General features: G+C 48.6%; 11 protein-coding genes and 1 tRNA gene. 2 read left to right on the top strand and 10 right to left on the bottom strand.

Annotated elements, in window-relative coordinates; genetic code table 11:
- The first annotated feature begins 130 nt into the window (after nt 1-130).
- Both OCV59_RS00930 and OCV59_RS00925 read left to right on the top strand, forming a co-directional pair.
- On the top strand, nt 131-1,573 hold the full coding sequence (locus OCV59_RS00930; RefSeq protein WP_147592443.1) for an amino acid permease: 1,443 nt from the start codon (nt 131-133) through the stop codon (nt 1,571-1,573).
- A gap of 15 nt (nt 1,574-1,588) precedes the next feature.
- Nucleotides 1,589-2,386 carry an SDR family NAD(P)-dependent oxidoreductase gene (locus OCV59_RS00925; protein WP_147592442.1) on the top strand — a complete coding sequence of 266 codons (798 nt, stop codon included), beginning with the start codon at nt 1,589-1,591 and terminating at the stop codon, nt 2,384-2,386.
- 172 nt (nt 2,387-2,558) lie between these two features.
- On the opposite strand, the gene OCV59_RS00920 is transcribed toward OCV59_RS00925, so the two are convergent.
- From OCV59_RS00920 to OCV59_RS00875, 10 genes are all read right to left on the bottom strand, one after another.
- On the bottom strand, nt 2,559-2,924 hold the full coding sequence (locus OCV59_RS00920) for a TIGR04086 family membrane protein (protein ID WP_147592441.1): 366 nt from the start codon (nt 2,922-2,924) through the stop codon (nt 2,559-2,561).
- Between the two features lie 129 nt (nt 2,925-3,053).
- Nucleotides 3,054-4,466, bottom strand: a complete 1,413-nt coding sequence (locus OCV59_RS00915) for an amidohydrolase (RefSeq protein WP_147592440.1) — start codon at nt 4,464-4,466, stop codon at nt 3,054-3,056.
- 24 nt (nt 4,467-4,490) lie between these two features.
- A complete protein-coding gene (locus OCV59_RS00910; RefSeq protein WP_147592439.1) occupies nt 4,491-5,987 on the bottom strand; it encodes a sigma-54 interaction domain-containing protein in 1,497 nt (498 codons plus the stop codon).
- A gap of 69 nt (nt 5,988-6,056) precedes the next feature.
- A complete protein-coding gene (locus tag OCV59_RS00905; protein ID WP_262584009.1) occupies nt 6,057-7,328 on the bottom strand; it encodes an MFS transporter in 1,272 nt (423 codons plus the stop codon).
- Nucleotides 7,329-7,806: 478 nt separating this feature from the next.
- Nucleotides 7,807-9,426, bottom strand: coding sequence for a Na+/H+ antiporter NhaC family protein (locus OCV59_RS00900; RefSeq protein ID WP_262584008.1), 1,620 nt, complete (start codon nt 9,424-9,426; stop codon nt 7,807-7,809).
- Between the two features lie 607 nt (nt 9,427-10,033).
- Entirely contained in the window at nt 10,034-10,585 is a 552-nt protein-coding gene (yajC, locus tag OCV59_RS00895) for a preprotein translocase subunit YajC (RefSeq protein ID WP_147592436.1), read from the bottom strand.
- Nucleotides 10,586-10,641: 56 nt separating this feature from the next.
- Nucleotides 10,642-10,728 (bottom strand) — tRNA-Leu (locus OCV59_RS00890).
- A gap of 104 nt (nt 10,729-10,832) precedes the next feature.
- Nucleotides 10,833-14,498, bottom strand: coding sequence for an efflux RND transporter permease subunit (locus tag OCV59_RS00885; RefSeq protein WP_147592435.1), 3,666 nt, complete (start codon nt 14,496-14,498; stop codon nt 10,833-10,835).
- A 21-nt stretch (nt 14,499-14,519) separates the two neighbouring features.
- Complete coding sequence (locus OCV59_RS00880) at nt 14,520-15,422, bottom strand: GH25 family lysozyme (RefSeq protein ID WP_147592434.1); 903 nt, start codon at nt 15,420-15,422, stop codon at nt 14,520-14,522.
- 363 nt (nt 15,423-15,785) lie between these two features.
- The gene (locus OCV59_RS00875; protein ID WP_147592433.1) at nt 15,786-16,658 is read right to left on the bottom strand and encodes a DUF5684 domain-containing protein; all 873 of its coding nucleotides are present in this window, start codon (nt 16,656-16,658) and stop codon (nt 15,786-15,788) included.
- Nucleotides 16,659-16,770 lie beyond the last annotated feature (112 nt).

The raw sequence follows: 16,770 nt of genomic DNA, 5'->3' as shown, positions 1-16,770 counted from the left end.
ATGCCTGCAATTTCAGCATAATTATAAAAATTACAGCATTGGCATATTTGTTGCTTTAAAAAATATTCGGGATAGAGAATTATTATTGTAATTGTATCTGATTATTTTATGTTACAGGAGGTTTTTTGTTATGAAAGAAAACAATGAGCTCAAACGAGGATTGAAAGTCCGTCATGTAAACATGATAGCAATCGGAGGAGCTATCGGGACAGGACTGTTTGTAGCTACCGGAGGCTCTCTTCATGAAGCAGGCCCCGGCGGTGCACTTATTGCTTATGGCGGTATAGCTATAATGGTATTTTTCCTTATGACAAGTCTCGGCGAAATGTCTACATACATGCCGGTAACAGGATCCTTCGAGACTTATGCCTCGAAATTCGTAGACCCGTCACTGGGTTTTGCACTCGGGTGGAACTACTGGTACAACTGGGCGATCACTGTCGCCGCCGAACTTGAAGCTGCGGCTATAGTAATAAAATACTGGATGCCTGATTCCAACTCGCTAATATGGAGTGCCCTGTTCCTTGCGATACTGTTCCTGCTAAACTACTTCTCGGTCGGCGCATACGGCGAGAGTGAATTCTGGTTTGCCGGGATCAAAGTCGTTACGATCATCGTATTCCTAATCGTGGGAATCCTCATGATTTTCGGCATAATGGGCGGGACGTCACCGGGATTCAGCAACTGGACAAAAGGTGAGGCGCCATTCCCGGGAGGATTCGCTGCGATCATAGGGATATTCATGATAGCAGGTTTCTCTTTCCAGGGAACCGAGCTTATAGGTATCACTGCCGGTGAAGTCAAAGATCCTGAGAAAAGCATACCAAAAGCTATCAAAACTGTATTTGTACGTATAATGCTGTTTTACATAGGTTCGATCACTGTTATCGGTTTCCTGCTTCCATATGACGACCCTAATCTTCTTCACACCGGTATAGAGAACATATCAGTGAGTCCGTTCACACTGATATTCCAGCGCGCAGGTATTGCCGCTGCAGCATCTCTCATGAATGCAGTCATCCTTACATCTGTACTGTCCTGTGGCAATTCAGGAATGTTCGCTTCGACAAGAATGCTTTATTCACTGGCCATGGAAGGTAAAGCACCTAAGATGTTCAAAAAAGTCAACAAAAGAGGTGTTCCGGTCAATGCGCTCATCGTTACTACGATCATAGGAATGGCAGCATTCATGGGATCGTTCGTAGGAGACGGTTCCGTATATCTGTGGCTTGTCAATGCATCAGGTGTTGCGGGCTTCATCGCATGGCTCGGTATTGCCATCAGCCATTACAGATTCAGAAAGGCCTTCGCAGCGCAGGGACATTCTCTTGATGAACTGAAATACAAGGCTAAGCTGTTCCCTCTCGGTCCGATCATTGCAATGCTGCTTTGTATAATAGTTGTTGTCGGGCAGTTCTTCGTAAACAAAGATTTCTCATTACTTGGATTCATGGTGGCATACATAGGAGCGATAGCGTTCATACTGCTGTTCATAGTCCACAAGATCGTCAATAAGACTAAACTCGTGAAGCCTGAAGAAGCTGACCTTAGTCAGGGATTTGCAAAAGAATAAAAAAGGATACAGATCATGAGCGGATTTATAAATTTCGACGAACGTGTTGCTCTTGTCACCGGAGCAGGAAGCCGCAGGGGTATAGGCTTCTGGACTGCGAAGCTGATAGGGCTCAACGGAGGAAAAGTAGTACTGGTTTCCACTACAAACCGTATTTATGAAAGAGCGCAGGAGCTCAGAGATCAGGGTATCGAAGCAAAGGGGTATGTTGCTGATCTTACAGATCGCATGCAGGTAGAAAAACTTACAGATGACGTGATCAGAATGTTCGGCAGAATCGATATCCTCATCAACAATGCAGGCATGGTACAGGTCGGTGAGACACAGATTTCTGTACATGTCGCAGACATGAGTTATGAGCACTGGGACCACGGTATAGACCGCAACCTCAATATAACTTTCAATGTTACAAGGCAAGTGATCCCTCATATGATATCACAGGGTTACGGACGGATAGTGAATGTTTCATCCGTAACAGGGCCTGTAGTCAGCAATCCGGGCTCTTCCGTATACGGTGCGGCAAAATCAGCCATTACAGGAATGAGCAAGGCTCTGGCAATAGAGACTGCAGGATACGGTATAACTGTGAACAATGTGCTTCCAGGATGGATCGCCACTGACAGTCAGACTGAAAGTGAAAAGATCGGTGCAGAGAATACACCTGCCGGCAGAGGCGGTACGCCGGAGGAAATAGCAAATCTGAACGTTTTTCTGGCGTCAGACAAGGCTTCATACATCACGGGGCAGGATTTTATTGTGGACGGAGGAAATACGATCCAGGAATATAAAGGCCCCAAAAAACATTATTACTGATCGATGCCGGCTTTTCCGGCTGACATCGTGAAAACAGAGGGAGCTGCCGCATTATGATATGCCCCCTCTCAACAGTTTTGGCTCTCACTGTCTTACAGTGCAGAGCCATTTTCTGCTTTGCGCCGTCTGTCGCGAAACCTCGCCGATTTTCTGTAAATCCGCTGATTTCCCGCTAACTGCCCGAGTTTGCACCGAAAATCCCGCCCGCTGCCCCCGCTGCAACAGGTATCAGATAGAACACGCTGAAGCTTTTCATACTGAAAGAGTCTGCGAATATGCCGCCTGCCGCAAGGATTATCACAAGCACGAAAACAGCAGCGGCGGCACTGCCTGTCAGCATTCCCCTTTTCCCCGTAAGTCTGCCCTCCAGCATCCCGGTGAGGGCAGAGACTAAAGACATGATCACGAGCAGACCCGTAAACGACCAACCGGCGCTGAAAGCTGTATATCTGAGCACTGCAGCCAGCACCAGAGTGAGCAGCACGAAAAGGATCAGCGCCGCAGCATACACCTTCAATGATTTTCTCAGAAATTCCATAATGCACCTCCCGTATAATATATTATGGATGCAGTCTGTATATACGACAAAACTGCTGCACCGTCTCCGGCACAGCAGTCTCTGTGTTCATGTCATATCGTTCATATCATGTATGTGTATATGTACTGTTTATCCTCGGAACTTCTCCATGATATCGCGGTTCGTATCGAGATCCGGCTCTACGCCTTCAGGTATCATCGATTCGTAAGTCTGTCCTCCGAGGCGCTGCAGATTCTCTTCCTGCGCTTTTTTCAAAAGCTCAGGATCTGTCATCAGGTCGTAAGCCGTGAGCGCCAGCACTTTCGATGCAGTCACTGCGACCTTCATCCCCGTTTCCGATCCTGCCAGCCTGCATACCGCCCAGTTGTGACCTGAGCATTCTACCGACGGACTGAGGGCGACGTTGAAAAATCCCAGCGGCGCGAACCAGCTGTACTCCGACGCGTCCGTCACAGGCTGACTCGACTCCCGGAGCGGTTCGAGAAATCCGTCATAGCCTGTCACATCGCAGCCCATGGACTTCTGTATCTCCTTCGCATCCGCCTGATCCTTTTCCGTATATGCCGGAGCTCCGACGATCTGGAAATTTTCATATATATCTTCTGATATGGTCTTGTTCGGTATCATATTGTGAGTAGCTGTGGTGAACTCCTCTTCTACCGTGGTTCCGGTCGCCAGCGCGCACCCCTCTGCAGCCTTTCTCACTTTTTCCAGCACGTCTTTGAGCAGCGCGGCGCTATTGAATCTGCCGACGATCCAGATATCAGCTCTGTCAGGCACCACTACCGGATATGCATTGCCGCAGTCAGGAAATGCGTAGTTTATAGTAGTCGGCGCTTCCCTGCTGCCCGGATCCACATGCTCGCGCATGATCTCGATCGCGTGAGCCATGAGCATCGCGCTGTCGAGCGCACTCACACCTCTCCATGGAGCGTTGCCGTGAGCTGCCTTTCCTTTGAAATGATATTTGATGTTGAAATACGCCAGGCAGTCTCTGTATCCGGAGGTGTTCGTGTGAGCAGGATGCCAGTCCACCACTGCATCCAGACCTTCGAACAGTCCTGCCTTTGCCATGAATGGCTTGCCTACGCATATCTCCTCTGCCGGTGTTCCGAAAAGTCTTATTGTTCCCTTGATATCTTTCTCTTCCATGAGTTTTTTCAGAGCTACGGCTGCCTGTACTCCGCCTATCGACAGCAGATTGTGTCCGCAGCCGTGTCCCGGAGCGCCTTCCTTTACAGGATCGTGAAAATTCGAATCGTTTTTCTGTGAAAGTCCCGGCAGCGCATCGAACTCCGCGCTGAATCCGATCACGGGTCTGCCTTCTCCATACTCAGCCACAAAAGCCGTCGGCATGCCTGCCACGCCTTTCTCTACCCGGAACCCGCTGTTTTCCAGCAGTCCGGTAAGCGTCTCGACTGCAAAATGCTCCTGCATCGCGAGCTCCGGATTGCTCCAGATCGCCTTCGATGCCTCGCAGAAAACTTCTTTATTGTCTTCTATACAGTCTATCAGCCACTTCTTGTTTTCTTCTCTATTCATGTCAATTACCTCTGTAACAACAAATCATCCTTTCTCGTCACCGCCGTTCCTGAGATACTTGATTATCTTCCTGCTTGCTGCGGACTGGCTTATATCGAGAGCCTCCGCCACTTTGTAGCTGCTCCCGTATTTTGTGTAAGCCGCGCTGACGAGCTGTTTCTCCATTTCTTCCATTGCTTTTTTCAGCGGTATGATATCATCTATCATGACGCCTCCGCCGTACTGTCTGTTTTCTTCGATGATGCGGGAAGGAAGGTCGGCAGGCAGGATGATGCCGTTGCGGTTCGTCACCACCAGCCTTTCCACGGTATTCTCAAGCTCACGTATATTGCCCGGCCATGAATATCCTTCCAGCGCCTTTCTCGCCTCCTGAGACAGTATCACTTCTTTTCCGTATTTAGAGGTGAATCTCTCCATCGATACATCGACTATCAGCTGAAAATCCTCTCGTCGTTCTCTGAGCAGCGGCAGATGTATCGGAACTACATTTATCCTGTAGTACAGCTCATTTCTGAATGTCCCGTCCTCCACCATCTGCTCCAGATCCATGTTCGTAGCCGTTATCAGGCGGATATCGACCTTTATCGTTTTTTCTCCGCCTACTCTCGTGATAGTCCTGTTCTGCAGACTCTGAAGCAGTTTTGCCTGCAGGCTGAGAGGCATATCGCCTATCTCATCGAGAAACAGAGTCCCTCCGTCCGCTATCTCCATCAGACCTTTCTTGCCTTTCGCATTGGCTCCTGTGAATGCCCCGCTCTCGTAACCGAAGAGCTCGGATTCTATCAGGTTTTCAGGTATAGCGGCACAGTTTATCTCCACAAACGCTTTATCTCTGCGCCTGCTCTGTTCATGTATGTATCTGGCCAGCATGCTCTTGCCGGTCCCGGTTTCGCCGGAGATCATAACGCTTGAATCCGTAGGCGCTATGACCTTGACAAGATCGAGTATCTTCTTCATCCCCGTGCTTTTCCAGATCATCGTTTTGTGATTTTTCAGCTGTTCCTGATCGCTCAGGTATCTGGTATCATCGAGATATTTTTTCAGAAGCTCCAGCTCATGCAGAAAACGCGCATTCGAAACGACATATCTGAGCTCGCCGCTGTCGTCGAAGATCGGGGTGGATATAGCTATCGCTTCACCCTGTATGAGCTCCTCCTTCGACTTCTTCCCGCTGAGATCGCGTGAGCAGCCGTTTTGAAGGACCGCTACCCTCTTTCTCTCTTTTATTGCGAGAAGTATCGCCGAATCCGGACCATAGCTGCCCGCTTCTATCATATCTTTAGTGTTTGATCCTTCCATCTCCTCCTTGGAAATGCCTGTATAATATGTAAACGTATCATTCACTTTCAGGAAAGTTCCTCTGCCGTCCGCTATGCTGAAGCTGTCGACAGAGTTATCTATCGCGAGATTGAGCATTTCCTCGTTTGCCTTGAGCTTTTCAACTGCTTCTGCCAGCTCTTCATCTGTGCACTGGCCGTCTATCCACAGAATATCAGCCAGTCTGCTTTTTATATCTCTCATATGATCTTCCTTTCATACCTCCGGGCAGCCTGTACAGACTGCCGCGACGGAACAGTATCATATGTCATTTTACCAGTTATGATTCTTTTTGTTAATCGCAAAGCATATTATTCTCAGAACTGCTGCGATCGCTACACCTATCGTAGCCACGCCCCAGAATGCGACATAGCTTCCCGTAGCATCATATATGAACGCTGCGATCGTAGCTCCGAATGCTCCGCCTATCGACGTTGCCATGTTGATGTATCCTACGAGAGTCCCGTAGTCCTTCTCTCCGAACATGCCGTTTACGAGAAGCGGCGGAACGACTGTGATCGAAGGTGCTCCCAGACAGTAGCAGATGCACACGCCTGCAACCAGTATTCCCGGTGATCCGCCAAACAGGAACATCACGAGGAATGTAGCTGCGAAGATGAATGTCGACAGCGGTGCGCTCACCTTGATGCCGAGCTTGTCCGTAACGAATCCGATTATCGGTTTTCCGAACAGCAGCAGGCCGAGCATGATGCCGTGATATGATGCAGCCTTTGCTGTATCGATACCGCATTCTACATAGTAGCCGATGTCATTCATCAGTATAGCCGATGATGCGAATACTACCATTATGCACGAGATGATCGCCAGCCAGAACTCTCCTGTCTTCATAGCCTGACCTGCAGTCATTCCCCTCTTTTCCAAAGCACTGCCGTCGCTCACTACTTCTGCTTCGGTCTCACCCATTCTTCTGAATCCCTTGTCTTCCGGATTCTTTACAGCCAGAAGCAGAGTCAACGGAAGAAGTATGATGAGATATACACCTGCGAGCACCAGATATCCTGCTGAATATCCACCTGCAGCTATAGCCGAGTTGAGCAGCGGTGAAAGGATGAATCCGCCGAGTCCGCTTCCTACGAAAGCGATACCTGATGCAGTTCCCTTGACTTTGCCGCCGAACCATGAGTTGATCAGTATCGACACAGGCATCGGAGCACATGCTACGAATCCTACTCCGATAAACAGAGCGCCGATATAAAATCCTGTCAGTGAATGCGACTGTGAGAAAATGATATATGCCACCGCGCCGCACAGGCATCCGATAGCGACCCATTTCTTGACGCTTCCCTTCTGCATCAGCTTACCGAGTATAGGTGATGCGATAACGCCGACGAGAGCCTGGATAGTCATGTAAAGCATCCATTCGCCTCTTCCTACGCCCAGAGCCTCTGTTACAGGAATAACAAACACGCTTGTCAGTGATGCGAATCCTACATATGCCAGCAGCATCAGGCAGAACCCCAGAAATACGATCCACCAGCCGAAGAAGAACCGACCGTCCTGTTTTAATTGAATTTTGTCATTCATAATCAAAAACCTCCTAAAAATGCAAAATAATAAATTCACATTTATATACAGCAAATTCTGTGCCAAACCTGTTTTTCGATGCATCTGCATCGCTGCGAATGTCTGAATATATTGAAATCACTGAGATTATAGCATTTTTATGTGCATCGTGCAGATAAATTTCATACAAAGTCTGCCGGTTTATTTTTAAGTCATTTGCGGGTCATTCCATCTGTAAATTCTGAAAAGTATTGAAATAACGCATTTTTTCGACAACAGCATTTCGACCCGTTGGCGACTTACCGAGTCACTAACGGGTCATTCCGGTGCTTGCGATGGATTTTTTTGATATTTTTTTATCAAAATACGCATGAACATATACGACAAAACTGCTGCACCGTCTCCGGCACAGCAGTCTGCTGTTGTTTAACAATATAGTAGGAATTTAGGAGAATTATTTACTTTTTTATTATGTGCTGATCACATATCGTCAATGAGATCATTCGAACTCCGGCTCCGCCGCATTTGCCGCCTTTTTACTGAACGATACCGCTCTTTCTCCGCAGCTGAGCTTTTTCATTACCGTGAGGCTTGCTGCGAACAGCACCCCGGCCGTGATATAACCGAAAACGAGATTTCCCGAAATACCCGTGACTAGATATGCAGCCAGTGCGATCACGCCGCATACCAGGGAGTAAGGGACCTGTGTCTTTATATGATCTATGATCGAAAGCTCGCCTGAAGTTGCCGAAACTATCGACGTGTCTGCCAGAGGTGAACATGTAGCTCCGAGCCCTGCCCCGCCGATTATCGCGGATATGCACATCAGCAGATCAGCATTCGTTGCCACTGCAAACGGCACGACGATAGGGATCATGATCGCAAATGTAGTCCAGCCGCCGCCGATCGCGAACGCTGTCCCCGCACAGAGCACGAACATGATAGCCGGAGTGATAACAGGCGGGATATTTCCCTGGAAGACCGAGATCATGAATTGCGTAATGCCGAGCCCCTCAGCCACTCCGCCAAGCGTCCAGCCAAGGATCAGCACGAGATTTGCATAAAGTATGGACTTCACTCCTGTAAAGGCTGCGCTTGCCAGCTCTGTCACCGGTGCGACTTTTCTTATACGCATATAGATAACTGTTATCACCATCGTGAACACGAGTCCGTACATCAGTGAACGTATACCTTCCATCTGGCTCACGGTCTGCATTATGCTGTGGTGTTCAAAGAATCCTCCCGTGTACATCATGAAGAACAGTACCAGGCATATCAGCAGTGCGATAGGTATTATCAGGTCTGCAGGCTTGCCCTTTGCAGGGATCAGGTCGCTATACGAAGCCTCTTCGTCCTCGTCTCCGCTGAACGAATGCTCTACCAGCTTGCCTGTAGTCTGGACTCTCTTCTCTGCACGCGCCATAGGGCCGATGTTGAGATTGAATGCCGCAACACAGTACACCATAACCAGACATACGATTATGAAAAAGTTGTACGGTATCGACTGGAGAAGCAGCTGATATGAATTCCCTTCGATGCCCGCAGCGACCATACCTGTTGCAAGGAGGCCTGCGAGGAATGCCGACCAGCTTGATATCGGTGATATCGAGTTTATGCTGCATACGGTCGAGTCTATATAATATGCGAGTTTTTCTCTCGGCACGTTGTTCTTGTCCGATATCGCTCTCATCGTCGCTCCTGTAGTCAGGTTGTCAAAGTAGTCGTCGATCATGAGCAGCGTGCATATGATGCATGTCATCAGCCCGGCCTTTTTCTTGTTGTTAACGCGCTTTGACATGTACTCGGCGAATGCCTGTGAACCGCCTGACTTCACAAGAAGACCTATGAGTGCGCCTATTATCACCATGGAAAGCAGCACCATCAGATTATCCGGAGTCGTTATGGATCCCGTCACCAGGGTTCCGTCTTCGTTAACAGTACCGATAAATACTCTTTCAAAATGCTCAAGTGCGCTTACCGGATTGAATTTTCCGAGCAGAAAACATCCAAGCGTTATTCCGACCGCCATCGAAAGCAGTATCTTTTTTGTTTTCATCACGAGAAAAATCGTAAGCAGAGGTGGTACGATAGACCAGAAAGATAATTCCAAAATGCTCATTAGTACAGCTCCTTTCGTTCCTTCATTCAGCATACCGGTCAAGATCCGGCGCAAAGGCTGTCCTTCAGTGTTTATAAACATCTGATGATAAATGGATTTATGATTGCTGTGCTGCGGGCGATACATAACCGCATCCGTCTTAAATAAATTAATATTTTTGCACAAACAAATATTAACAGAATATTTCAAAGGAACAAATTGGCTGTATTGCTTAAATGTATCACTATATGGAATGATACCGCCATATTTCACGGTATAAATACTACTTAAAATCAAGTATCCGCATGTCTATCTATAATCAATCCATGCTATTTATCCGATCTTTTCGACGTTGTCATAACAAATTATTTTTTCGTTTTCATTGTAAAGAAAAAACTTTTTTCGTTTTTACAAACGTATTTGTCTATTCAACAGCGCAAAATATAACTATATTGCTATCACTTACGTTTATGATATGTGAATGTTCCTAATTTGCAGTACTGCAACGGTTCCTGCCTGTCAGCAAAAATGACTGTCGAAAATGAACGGTGATCGCGAGTGCGATCAAAAGCGATATTTCCTGCATAAAAAAGAAGCCGGTTTCCCGACTTCTCATACTGTCATGATTTTATTCAGCCTTTTTTTCTTCAGTTGATTCTTCAGCTTCTACTGTTTCTGCTTCAGCAGCTTCAGCTTCCTCTGCAGGTTCAGCAACGGCTTCTTCCGCAACCTCAGCTGTTTCTGTTGCTTCTTCTACAGCTTCAACTTCTTCTGTCTCTGCTGCTTCAACAACTTCTTCCTTTTCTTCGACTTCCTCTGCAGGAGCTGCCTTCTTCATTCTCTTAGGCTTTGAAGGTTTCTTTTCTTCGACCTCTTCTACCTCTTCAGCTGCTCTGTTCTTTGCAGGTCTCTTGCTCTCTTCGACAACTCTTGAAACAGCCCATCTCATGATCTCGAATTTTACTTTGTCTGCTCCAACCTGGATAACCAGTGACTCGTCTTTTGTTTTTACGATTTTTCCGCAGATACCGCCGATCGTGATGATCTCATCTCCGACCTGTAAGCCTTTTCTCATTGCATTTACTTCTTTTTCTCTCTTCTTCTGCGGTCTGATAAGTAAGAAGTACATTACTGCCAGCAGTACTATTAAAGGCAGTATCATCGTCAAAGTTCCGTTCATTCAACGCTCCTCCTGTATGAATATGTTTCTGGTGCATTATCTCGGTGATAAGATAATGGTGCCGGCGATGGGGGTCGAACCCATACGGTGTTGCCACCACGGGATTTTGAGTCCCGCACGTCTGCCAATTCCATCACGCCGGCTCAATGAAACTAATTATATCATCAAACCCTTGTTAATTCAAGGCTTTTCCGTGTCATTATCAGAGAGATATTTTCAGACGATTCAAATCCAGTAGATTATCACCTTATACGTTCAGCACCTCGAGCTCCTCATCTTTCACGTTCTCCATGTGCTTTTTCGCGAATATCCTGTACATCACAGGGATGATCACGAGTGTCATCAGGGTCGCGTAGATCAGGCCGCCGATGCACACTATCGCAACAGGCTGCACCATTTCCGCGCCTGTACCTATACCGATCGCCAGCGGGAGCAGTCCCAGTATCGTAGTGACAGCAGTCATCAGCACCGGACGCATCCTGACAGCGCCTGCATTTATGATCGCTTCGTCCATCTCCATGCCTTCGAGCCTGAACCTGTTTATGCAGTCCACGAGAACGATCGCGTTGTTGACTACGACTCCCATCAGCATTACGAATCCCATCATCGAAACTACGCTGACGTCCTGGCCGCATATCAGCAGCGCCAGCATGCCGCCTGTGAATGCCAGCGGTATCGTGAACAGCACAATGAACGGAGAACGCAGCGACTGGAACTGTGCCACCATTATCAGGTAAACGAGGATAAGACCTACGATCAGCATCAGTACCATCTGGCGCATCGCGTCCATGATCTCCTGCGTCTCGCCGCCGTAGCTTATCTTTACGCCGTCAGGCACGAGATCCTTCTTTTCTATCATATTCTTCACAGCATTATTGGCGTGAGTCACGTTGTATCCGTCCTTCACCGCCGCACTCACGCTGAGTGTCCTGTTCTGGTTGTCGTGGTTTATAGCGTCGAGCGACGCCCCGTTCTCTACCGTCGCTATCGTAGAAAGCGTCACCTCCGACTTCGTTCCGTCGCTCTTGTCTGCAGTGAGCTTCATGTTCAGCAGATCGTCTTTTGTAAATTTTCCGGCCGTGCTGTTTTCAACGACGACATCTACTGTGCCGTTCTCATCATTGAGCGTCGTCGCCGATGATTCTTCAGTCAGCTTAGATGCGATCTGCTGATATACCTGCGCAGTAGTCAGCCCTTCCTTTATCGCAAGGTTCTTGTTCACAACGACCTTGAGTTCCTCTGTGCTGTCCTCGTTGACGTCCGACACTTCCTCCAGCTGCTTCATTCCTCTCAGCTCTTTTTCTATAGCCGCACCTGTACTTCTAAGCTGATCCAGATCATCGCTGTAAAGGTTCACTGCGACTCCGCTGCCGCCCATCATCGAAGACATATCCATGCCTGAGGACGTCGTGATCTCACAGTCGTATTTCTTTGCGAGCTTTTCCAGTTTTTTATTTATCAGTTTGCCGTTATCGGCCTTGTTTTCATCAAGTATTATATAGAGCATCGTCGATGTCACGTCCTGCTGCCCGGAAGACATGCCGATCATTCCCAGCGTGTCGCTCGAAAGCATCGCACCTACAGTTTTCACACCGTCTATCTTCCTGATCTCCTCGGATACTGCATCCGTCACTTCAGATGTTTCTTCAAGCGTACTTTCATCAGGCATCTGCAGAGTAGCTGAAATCTGCGGTGTACTCATGGACGGCATATACGAGAATCCTCTGGAGAACGCCAGAGCCGTCGAAGCTACCAGTATAACGACAGAAGCTATGATCAGAATCTTCTTGTGACACAAACTCCATGCCGCCAGTTTTTTGTATGACTTTATCGTCCGGCCTTCCTGACTGAGTATCGATTTTTTAGTATCCTTCGCCAGCAGCCCCTTTGCCATAGCCGGCACGAGCGTAAGAGCCACGATAAGACTCGCCAGCAGCGAATACGCCACCGTCAGCGCCAGATCCATAAAGATGTCCTTAGTCATTCCGTCGACGAATATTATAGGAACGAACACACAGATAGTCGTCAGCGTCGAAGACGTTATCGCGCCTGCTACCTGCACTGCGCCAGAAACCGCCGACTGCACCCTGCTGTAACCCAGGGCACGCAGCCTGTACGTGTTTTCTACGACTACTATAGAGTTGTCTACCAGCATGCCGACGCCTATCGCCAGTCCGGACAGTGAGATCATGTTGAGCGTGACTCCCGAAAAATACATGAGCACTACTGCAAAGATCACACTTATCGGTATGCTTACCGCCGTTATGATCGTCGGCCTGATATCTCTGAGAAAGAAAAGCAGTATAAGTATCGCCAGCACAGCTCCCATGAGCAGGTTCTGGAGGACCGAATTGATGACGAGGTGGATATACTCGCCCTGATCAGAGAGCATAGTGAACTCGAGATCATCGTATTCGCTTTCCAGCTGTGCGAACTTTGCAGAGATATTATCCGCAACCACCGCAGTGGCATAGCTCGACTGCTTTGTAAAACTCAGCAGCACGCCGTTCTGCCCGTTTATCTTCGCATAAGTGTCCTCTGCCTGATTTGCATAAGTGACCGTCCCTATGTCCGAAAGCCTCACCGGATCGACGCCGTCTATCCCCATGTCTATCAGTATCAGGCTTTCCAGCTCATCCTTGTCTTTTATCTTGTTTCCGACGCTCACGAGTATCTTTGCCTGACCGTCCGTGATATAGCCTGCAGGCATGGAAAAGTTCTGCGCACTCAGGATCGCCGAGATATTGCTCATCGTCAGCACGCCTGTCATGTCCGCGCTGGCGAGCGCCGCCTCCCGGGAGCTCTGTACCTGTGCAAGTGCGCTCTGCAGCTGGTTGACAGTCGCGTCTATCGTGCTTTCTGCAGCTGCCAGGTCTGCATATCTGTTTCCTAATGTAAATGATGCTGCTGCACCTTCGGTCTCGAGGTTTTGGAGTGCGGCGTCCACTGCCGCGATCTGCTCGTCTATCGTGTCGAGCTGTGCGACCGCTTTTCTCAGTGAATCAACGGTCATCCCCGTCATCTCGATCTGCTGCTCTACCATATGCACAAGGGTCTGGTTGCCTGAGGCCACCGCATTGTCGTACTCTTTCAGCAGGAGCTTCAGCGCCGGCCCCTGCTTTTTAAGATCTGCGAGCTGCTGCCTGCTGTCAGTCAGCTGTTTTTTCATCGCAGCCAGCTGTTCTGCCGCCTGTCTCTGCCCTTTGGCGATCGCTTCCTTACCGTCCTGTATCTGCTGTTTGCCGCTTGCCGCAGCGCCCATGCCGCCGGCTATCTGGCCTTCTGCCTCACCGAGACTGCTGCTTATCGCCGCTGAGATTTTTTGGTTTATTTCATCTATCTTTTCCTGAGAAAGCACTATCTGTATATTGTCAGATACCATTCCCATAGTTGAAACTGACGCCACTCCTTCAACGCCTGACAGAGAGCTCTGCAGCTCCTCCTTTACAAACCGGGAGACTTCGCCTGCAGGCTTGCCTTTCATTCCGACAGCTGCAGTCACCACAGGCATCATGTCAGTGCTTATCTTCATCACGACCGGAGTGCCCGCCGTTTCCGGCAGATTTCCCTCTATCTGGCTGATTTTGTCCCTGATGTCGACCGAGATCGCATCCATATTCACATCGTCAGAAAACTCCATCTGTATCATCGAATAGTTAGATGCCGACACGGATGTAACGTTTTTTATGTTTGCCAGCGTCGCGAGCTGCTGCTCCATCGGCTCCGTGATCTCGACCTCGGCTTCCTCCGGGCTCGCTCCCGGATATGTCGTCATCACGATCACGTAAGGCGTATTGATATTCGGGAACAGATCCGGGGTCATTTTCGTAAACGATATGACACCGAAAACGATCACGATGACCACAGCAACGAGCACTGTGAACGGTTTTCTCACGCTGAACTTTGATAGCATCCTTCTTCCTCTTCTTCCTTATTATTTCCAGTTTCCTTTTCTCAGATCCCAGGAACTTCCGTTGAACACATTGAGATCAACGTATTTTTCTCCCCCTCCTACGCTGTCCGACTGTCCGTAAAACGTGTACTGACAGAACGTCCAGTTGCTGTCGTCAGGCAGGCTTTCCGGCAGATCATGCGCGCTGATCCATATCGGATAATCATCGTATCTGCCCGATATATATGTATCGTATATATATGTATTCGTGTATATCACAGGCTTCTGCCCGTAGTGATCCTCCAGCTCCTCCAGAACCGTGTCGAGAACTTTCCTCAGCTTCTTTTTGCTCGGATGGACTTCCTCGTACTCGCCGTAAAACTCCACGTCTACTGCCGGCGGCAGCATACCATGTCTCTTTTTTACCGTTTTTATGAAGTTCTCAGCCTGCGACTTGCCGCTCGTGTCATAGCTTAGGAAATGGTACGCCCCGGCTCTTATATCGGTCTTTCTGACGTTCTTCCAGTTTTCTTCGAACCTGTCGTCGATGTGACTGCTTCCTTCGGTCGCCTTTATGAATGCAAACTTGTAGCCTTCTTTCTCAAGACCTTTCCAGTCGATGTCGAGCTGGTATGACGAAACGTCTACGCCCTTCACAGGATACGGCTCGCCGGCTGTTACATCGTTTTCCGTTATGTAAAAGTACAGCTGACTGAACAGATAGACGATCGCTATCAGTACCGCGGCGGCTGCCGCTCCGAAGACGAACATTGTCTTTCTGTTTCTGAATGCCGGTGCACGCATGCGCATGCGCTTTTTTCTCCCCTGAGACTGCGATTTGGATCTGCGATGTGCTGCTCTGTATCTTGCCGTCCTGCCGGAGCTGCGACGCACTGCACTCTTTACATTATTATGTTTTCCGCCGGCTGCATTCCGATACTTCATTGCTTCTCCCGTTTAAAACATATCCGTTTCTCTTATCCCCTGCTCCTGTCAAATACATGTACTGTATATTTTCCAAATGCCGCAGGATGACTGCCTGCTGCCGTTTTCAAAAAATAGACACACTTGTAAAAGATTATATATTCATCCCCGCGGATTTTCAATAAAACCGCCCCAAACGTCACTTATTGTTCACATTTGCGCCAGCATGGCGATACAGAAAAGACGCAGCTGCAAAAAACCAACCTGATCAGAAAACCGGCAGCGACATGTCGTGTGTGACTGTCGCTGCCGGTCGTATCGATCCTTATGTATCTTTTCTTATATCAGATGCCGGTCATGTCCGTTCATCGTTCTGTCAGACTGCTACGCCATCGGATTTCTGTATCTGTTAGCATCAGTGTTCTCAGTGCCGCTGCCTGGCTGCTGGTTCTGAACAGGATTCTGAGCCTGCGGCTGAGTCTGGCCATAACTGTAATTCTGCGGCTGAGCATTTCCCGGCTGCTGTCCGTAAGTCTGCTGAGGCTGTGATGTCTGCTGTGCATATCCCTGCGGTCTCTGCTGAGGCTGCTGTCCGTAAGTCTGAGCCTGCGGCTGAGCATGGTTCTGTGCCTGAGTATAGCTCTGCTGACCGTAGTTCGGAGCCTGGCCATAACCCTGCTGAGGACGCTGACCATAATTCTGTCCGGGAGCATAGCCCTGAGCCGGCTGTCCATATCCTGCCTGCTGCCCTGAAACTACACGTTCAGATTTACTGAACGCCAGGATAAGTATGAATATGAAGTTAAGGAATACAAGACCCACTGTGAATCCTGCCCCGTGACCGAATGCCTTTGACACACGGTTCAGGAACATGATCTCCAGAACGAATGCAGTGATACCGCATCCGAACGCGAGTATGAAGCCGATCACCATCACTGCGGCGTTACCGCCTCCGCCATAAATCGCAAGTGCGACTACACCGTATGATGCCATGCCATAGCCGATAGATGCGCCGACTCCAAGTCCGATACCGATCCAGAATATCGATGTTTTCCAGAACAGCTTCATAGCTGTGTAAGCATTATAAAACGGTATTATGGCTTTCCAGCCTTCTTCTCCCGCTTTTACAAAGATCCTCCAGTATGCTATGATCGCCAGCGCAGTGAGCGCCAGACTGATTATAACATTCGCAACTACAGCGCCTGTACTCAATGCACTCGATTCGTACACGCCGTATGATGAATCATAATAATCCATTTAGTTCTCCTCCCTTGATATGTAGTAAATTAAAGCGATTACATCGATTTTATTATACTGTACTTGTTATGCCAGTTCAAGGTCATTATCGAAATCGCACTCAGCTGTATGC

It is taken from the genome of Brotomerdimonas butyrica, assembly GCF_025567305.1.
Lineage (GTDB): Bacteria > Bacillota > Clostridia > Peptostreptococcales > Anaerovoracaceae > Lentihominibacter > Lentihominibacter butyricus.
The sequence above is the reverse complement of the archived record's forward strand: the minus strand, read 5'-3'. Positions and strand labels throughout refer to the sequence as shown.

Bases quoted from the DNA above. Each gene is read 5' to 3' on its own strand.
- OCV59_RS00930 (WP_147592443.1), top strand. From the start codon at position 131: ATGAAAGAAAACAATGAGCTCAAACGAGGATTGAAAGTCCGTCATGTA.
- OCV59_RS00925 (WP_147592442.1), top strand. From the start codon at position 1,589: ATGAGCGGATTTATAAATTTCGACGAACGTGTTGCTCTTGTCACCGGA.
- OCV59_RS00920 (WP_147592441.1), bottom strand. From the start codon at position 2,924: ATGGAATTTCTGAGAAAATCATTGAAGGTGTATGCTGCGGCGCTGATC.
- OCV59_RS00915 (WP_147592440.1), bottom strand. From the start codon at position 4,466: ATGAATAGAGAAGAAAACAAGAAGTGGCTGATAGACTGTATAGAAGAC.
- OCV59_RS00910 (WP_147592439.1), bottom strand. From the start codon at position 5,987: ATGAGAGATATAAAAAGCAGACTGGCTGATATTCTGTGGATAGACGGC.
- OCV59_RS00905 (WP_262584009.1), bottom strand. From the start codon at position 7,328: ATGAATGACAAAATTCAATTAAAACAGGACGGTCGGTTCTTCTTCGGC.
- OCV59_RS00900 (WP_262584008.1), bottom strand. From the start codon at position 9,426: ATGAGCATTTTGGAATTATCTTTCTGGTCTATCGTACCACCTCTGCTT.
- yajC (WP_147592436.1), bottom strand. From the start codon at position 10,585: ATGAACGGAACTTTGACGATGATACTGCCTTTAATAGTACTGCTGGCA.
- OCV59_RS00885 (WP_147592435.1), bottom strand. From the start codon at position 14,498: ATGCTATCAAAGTTCAGCGTGAGAAAACCGTTCACAGTGCTCGTTGCT.
- OCV59_RS00880 (WP_147592434.1), bottom strand. From the start codon at position 15,422: ATGAAGTATCGGAATGCAGCCGGCGGAAAACATAATAATGTAAAGAGT.
- OCV59_RS00875 (WP_147592433.1), bottom strand. From the start codon at position 16,658: ATGGATTATTATGATTCATCATACGGCGTGTACGAATCGAGTGCATTG.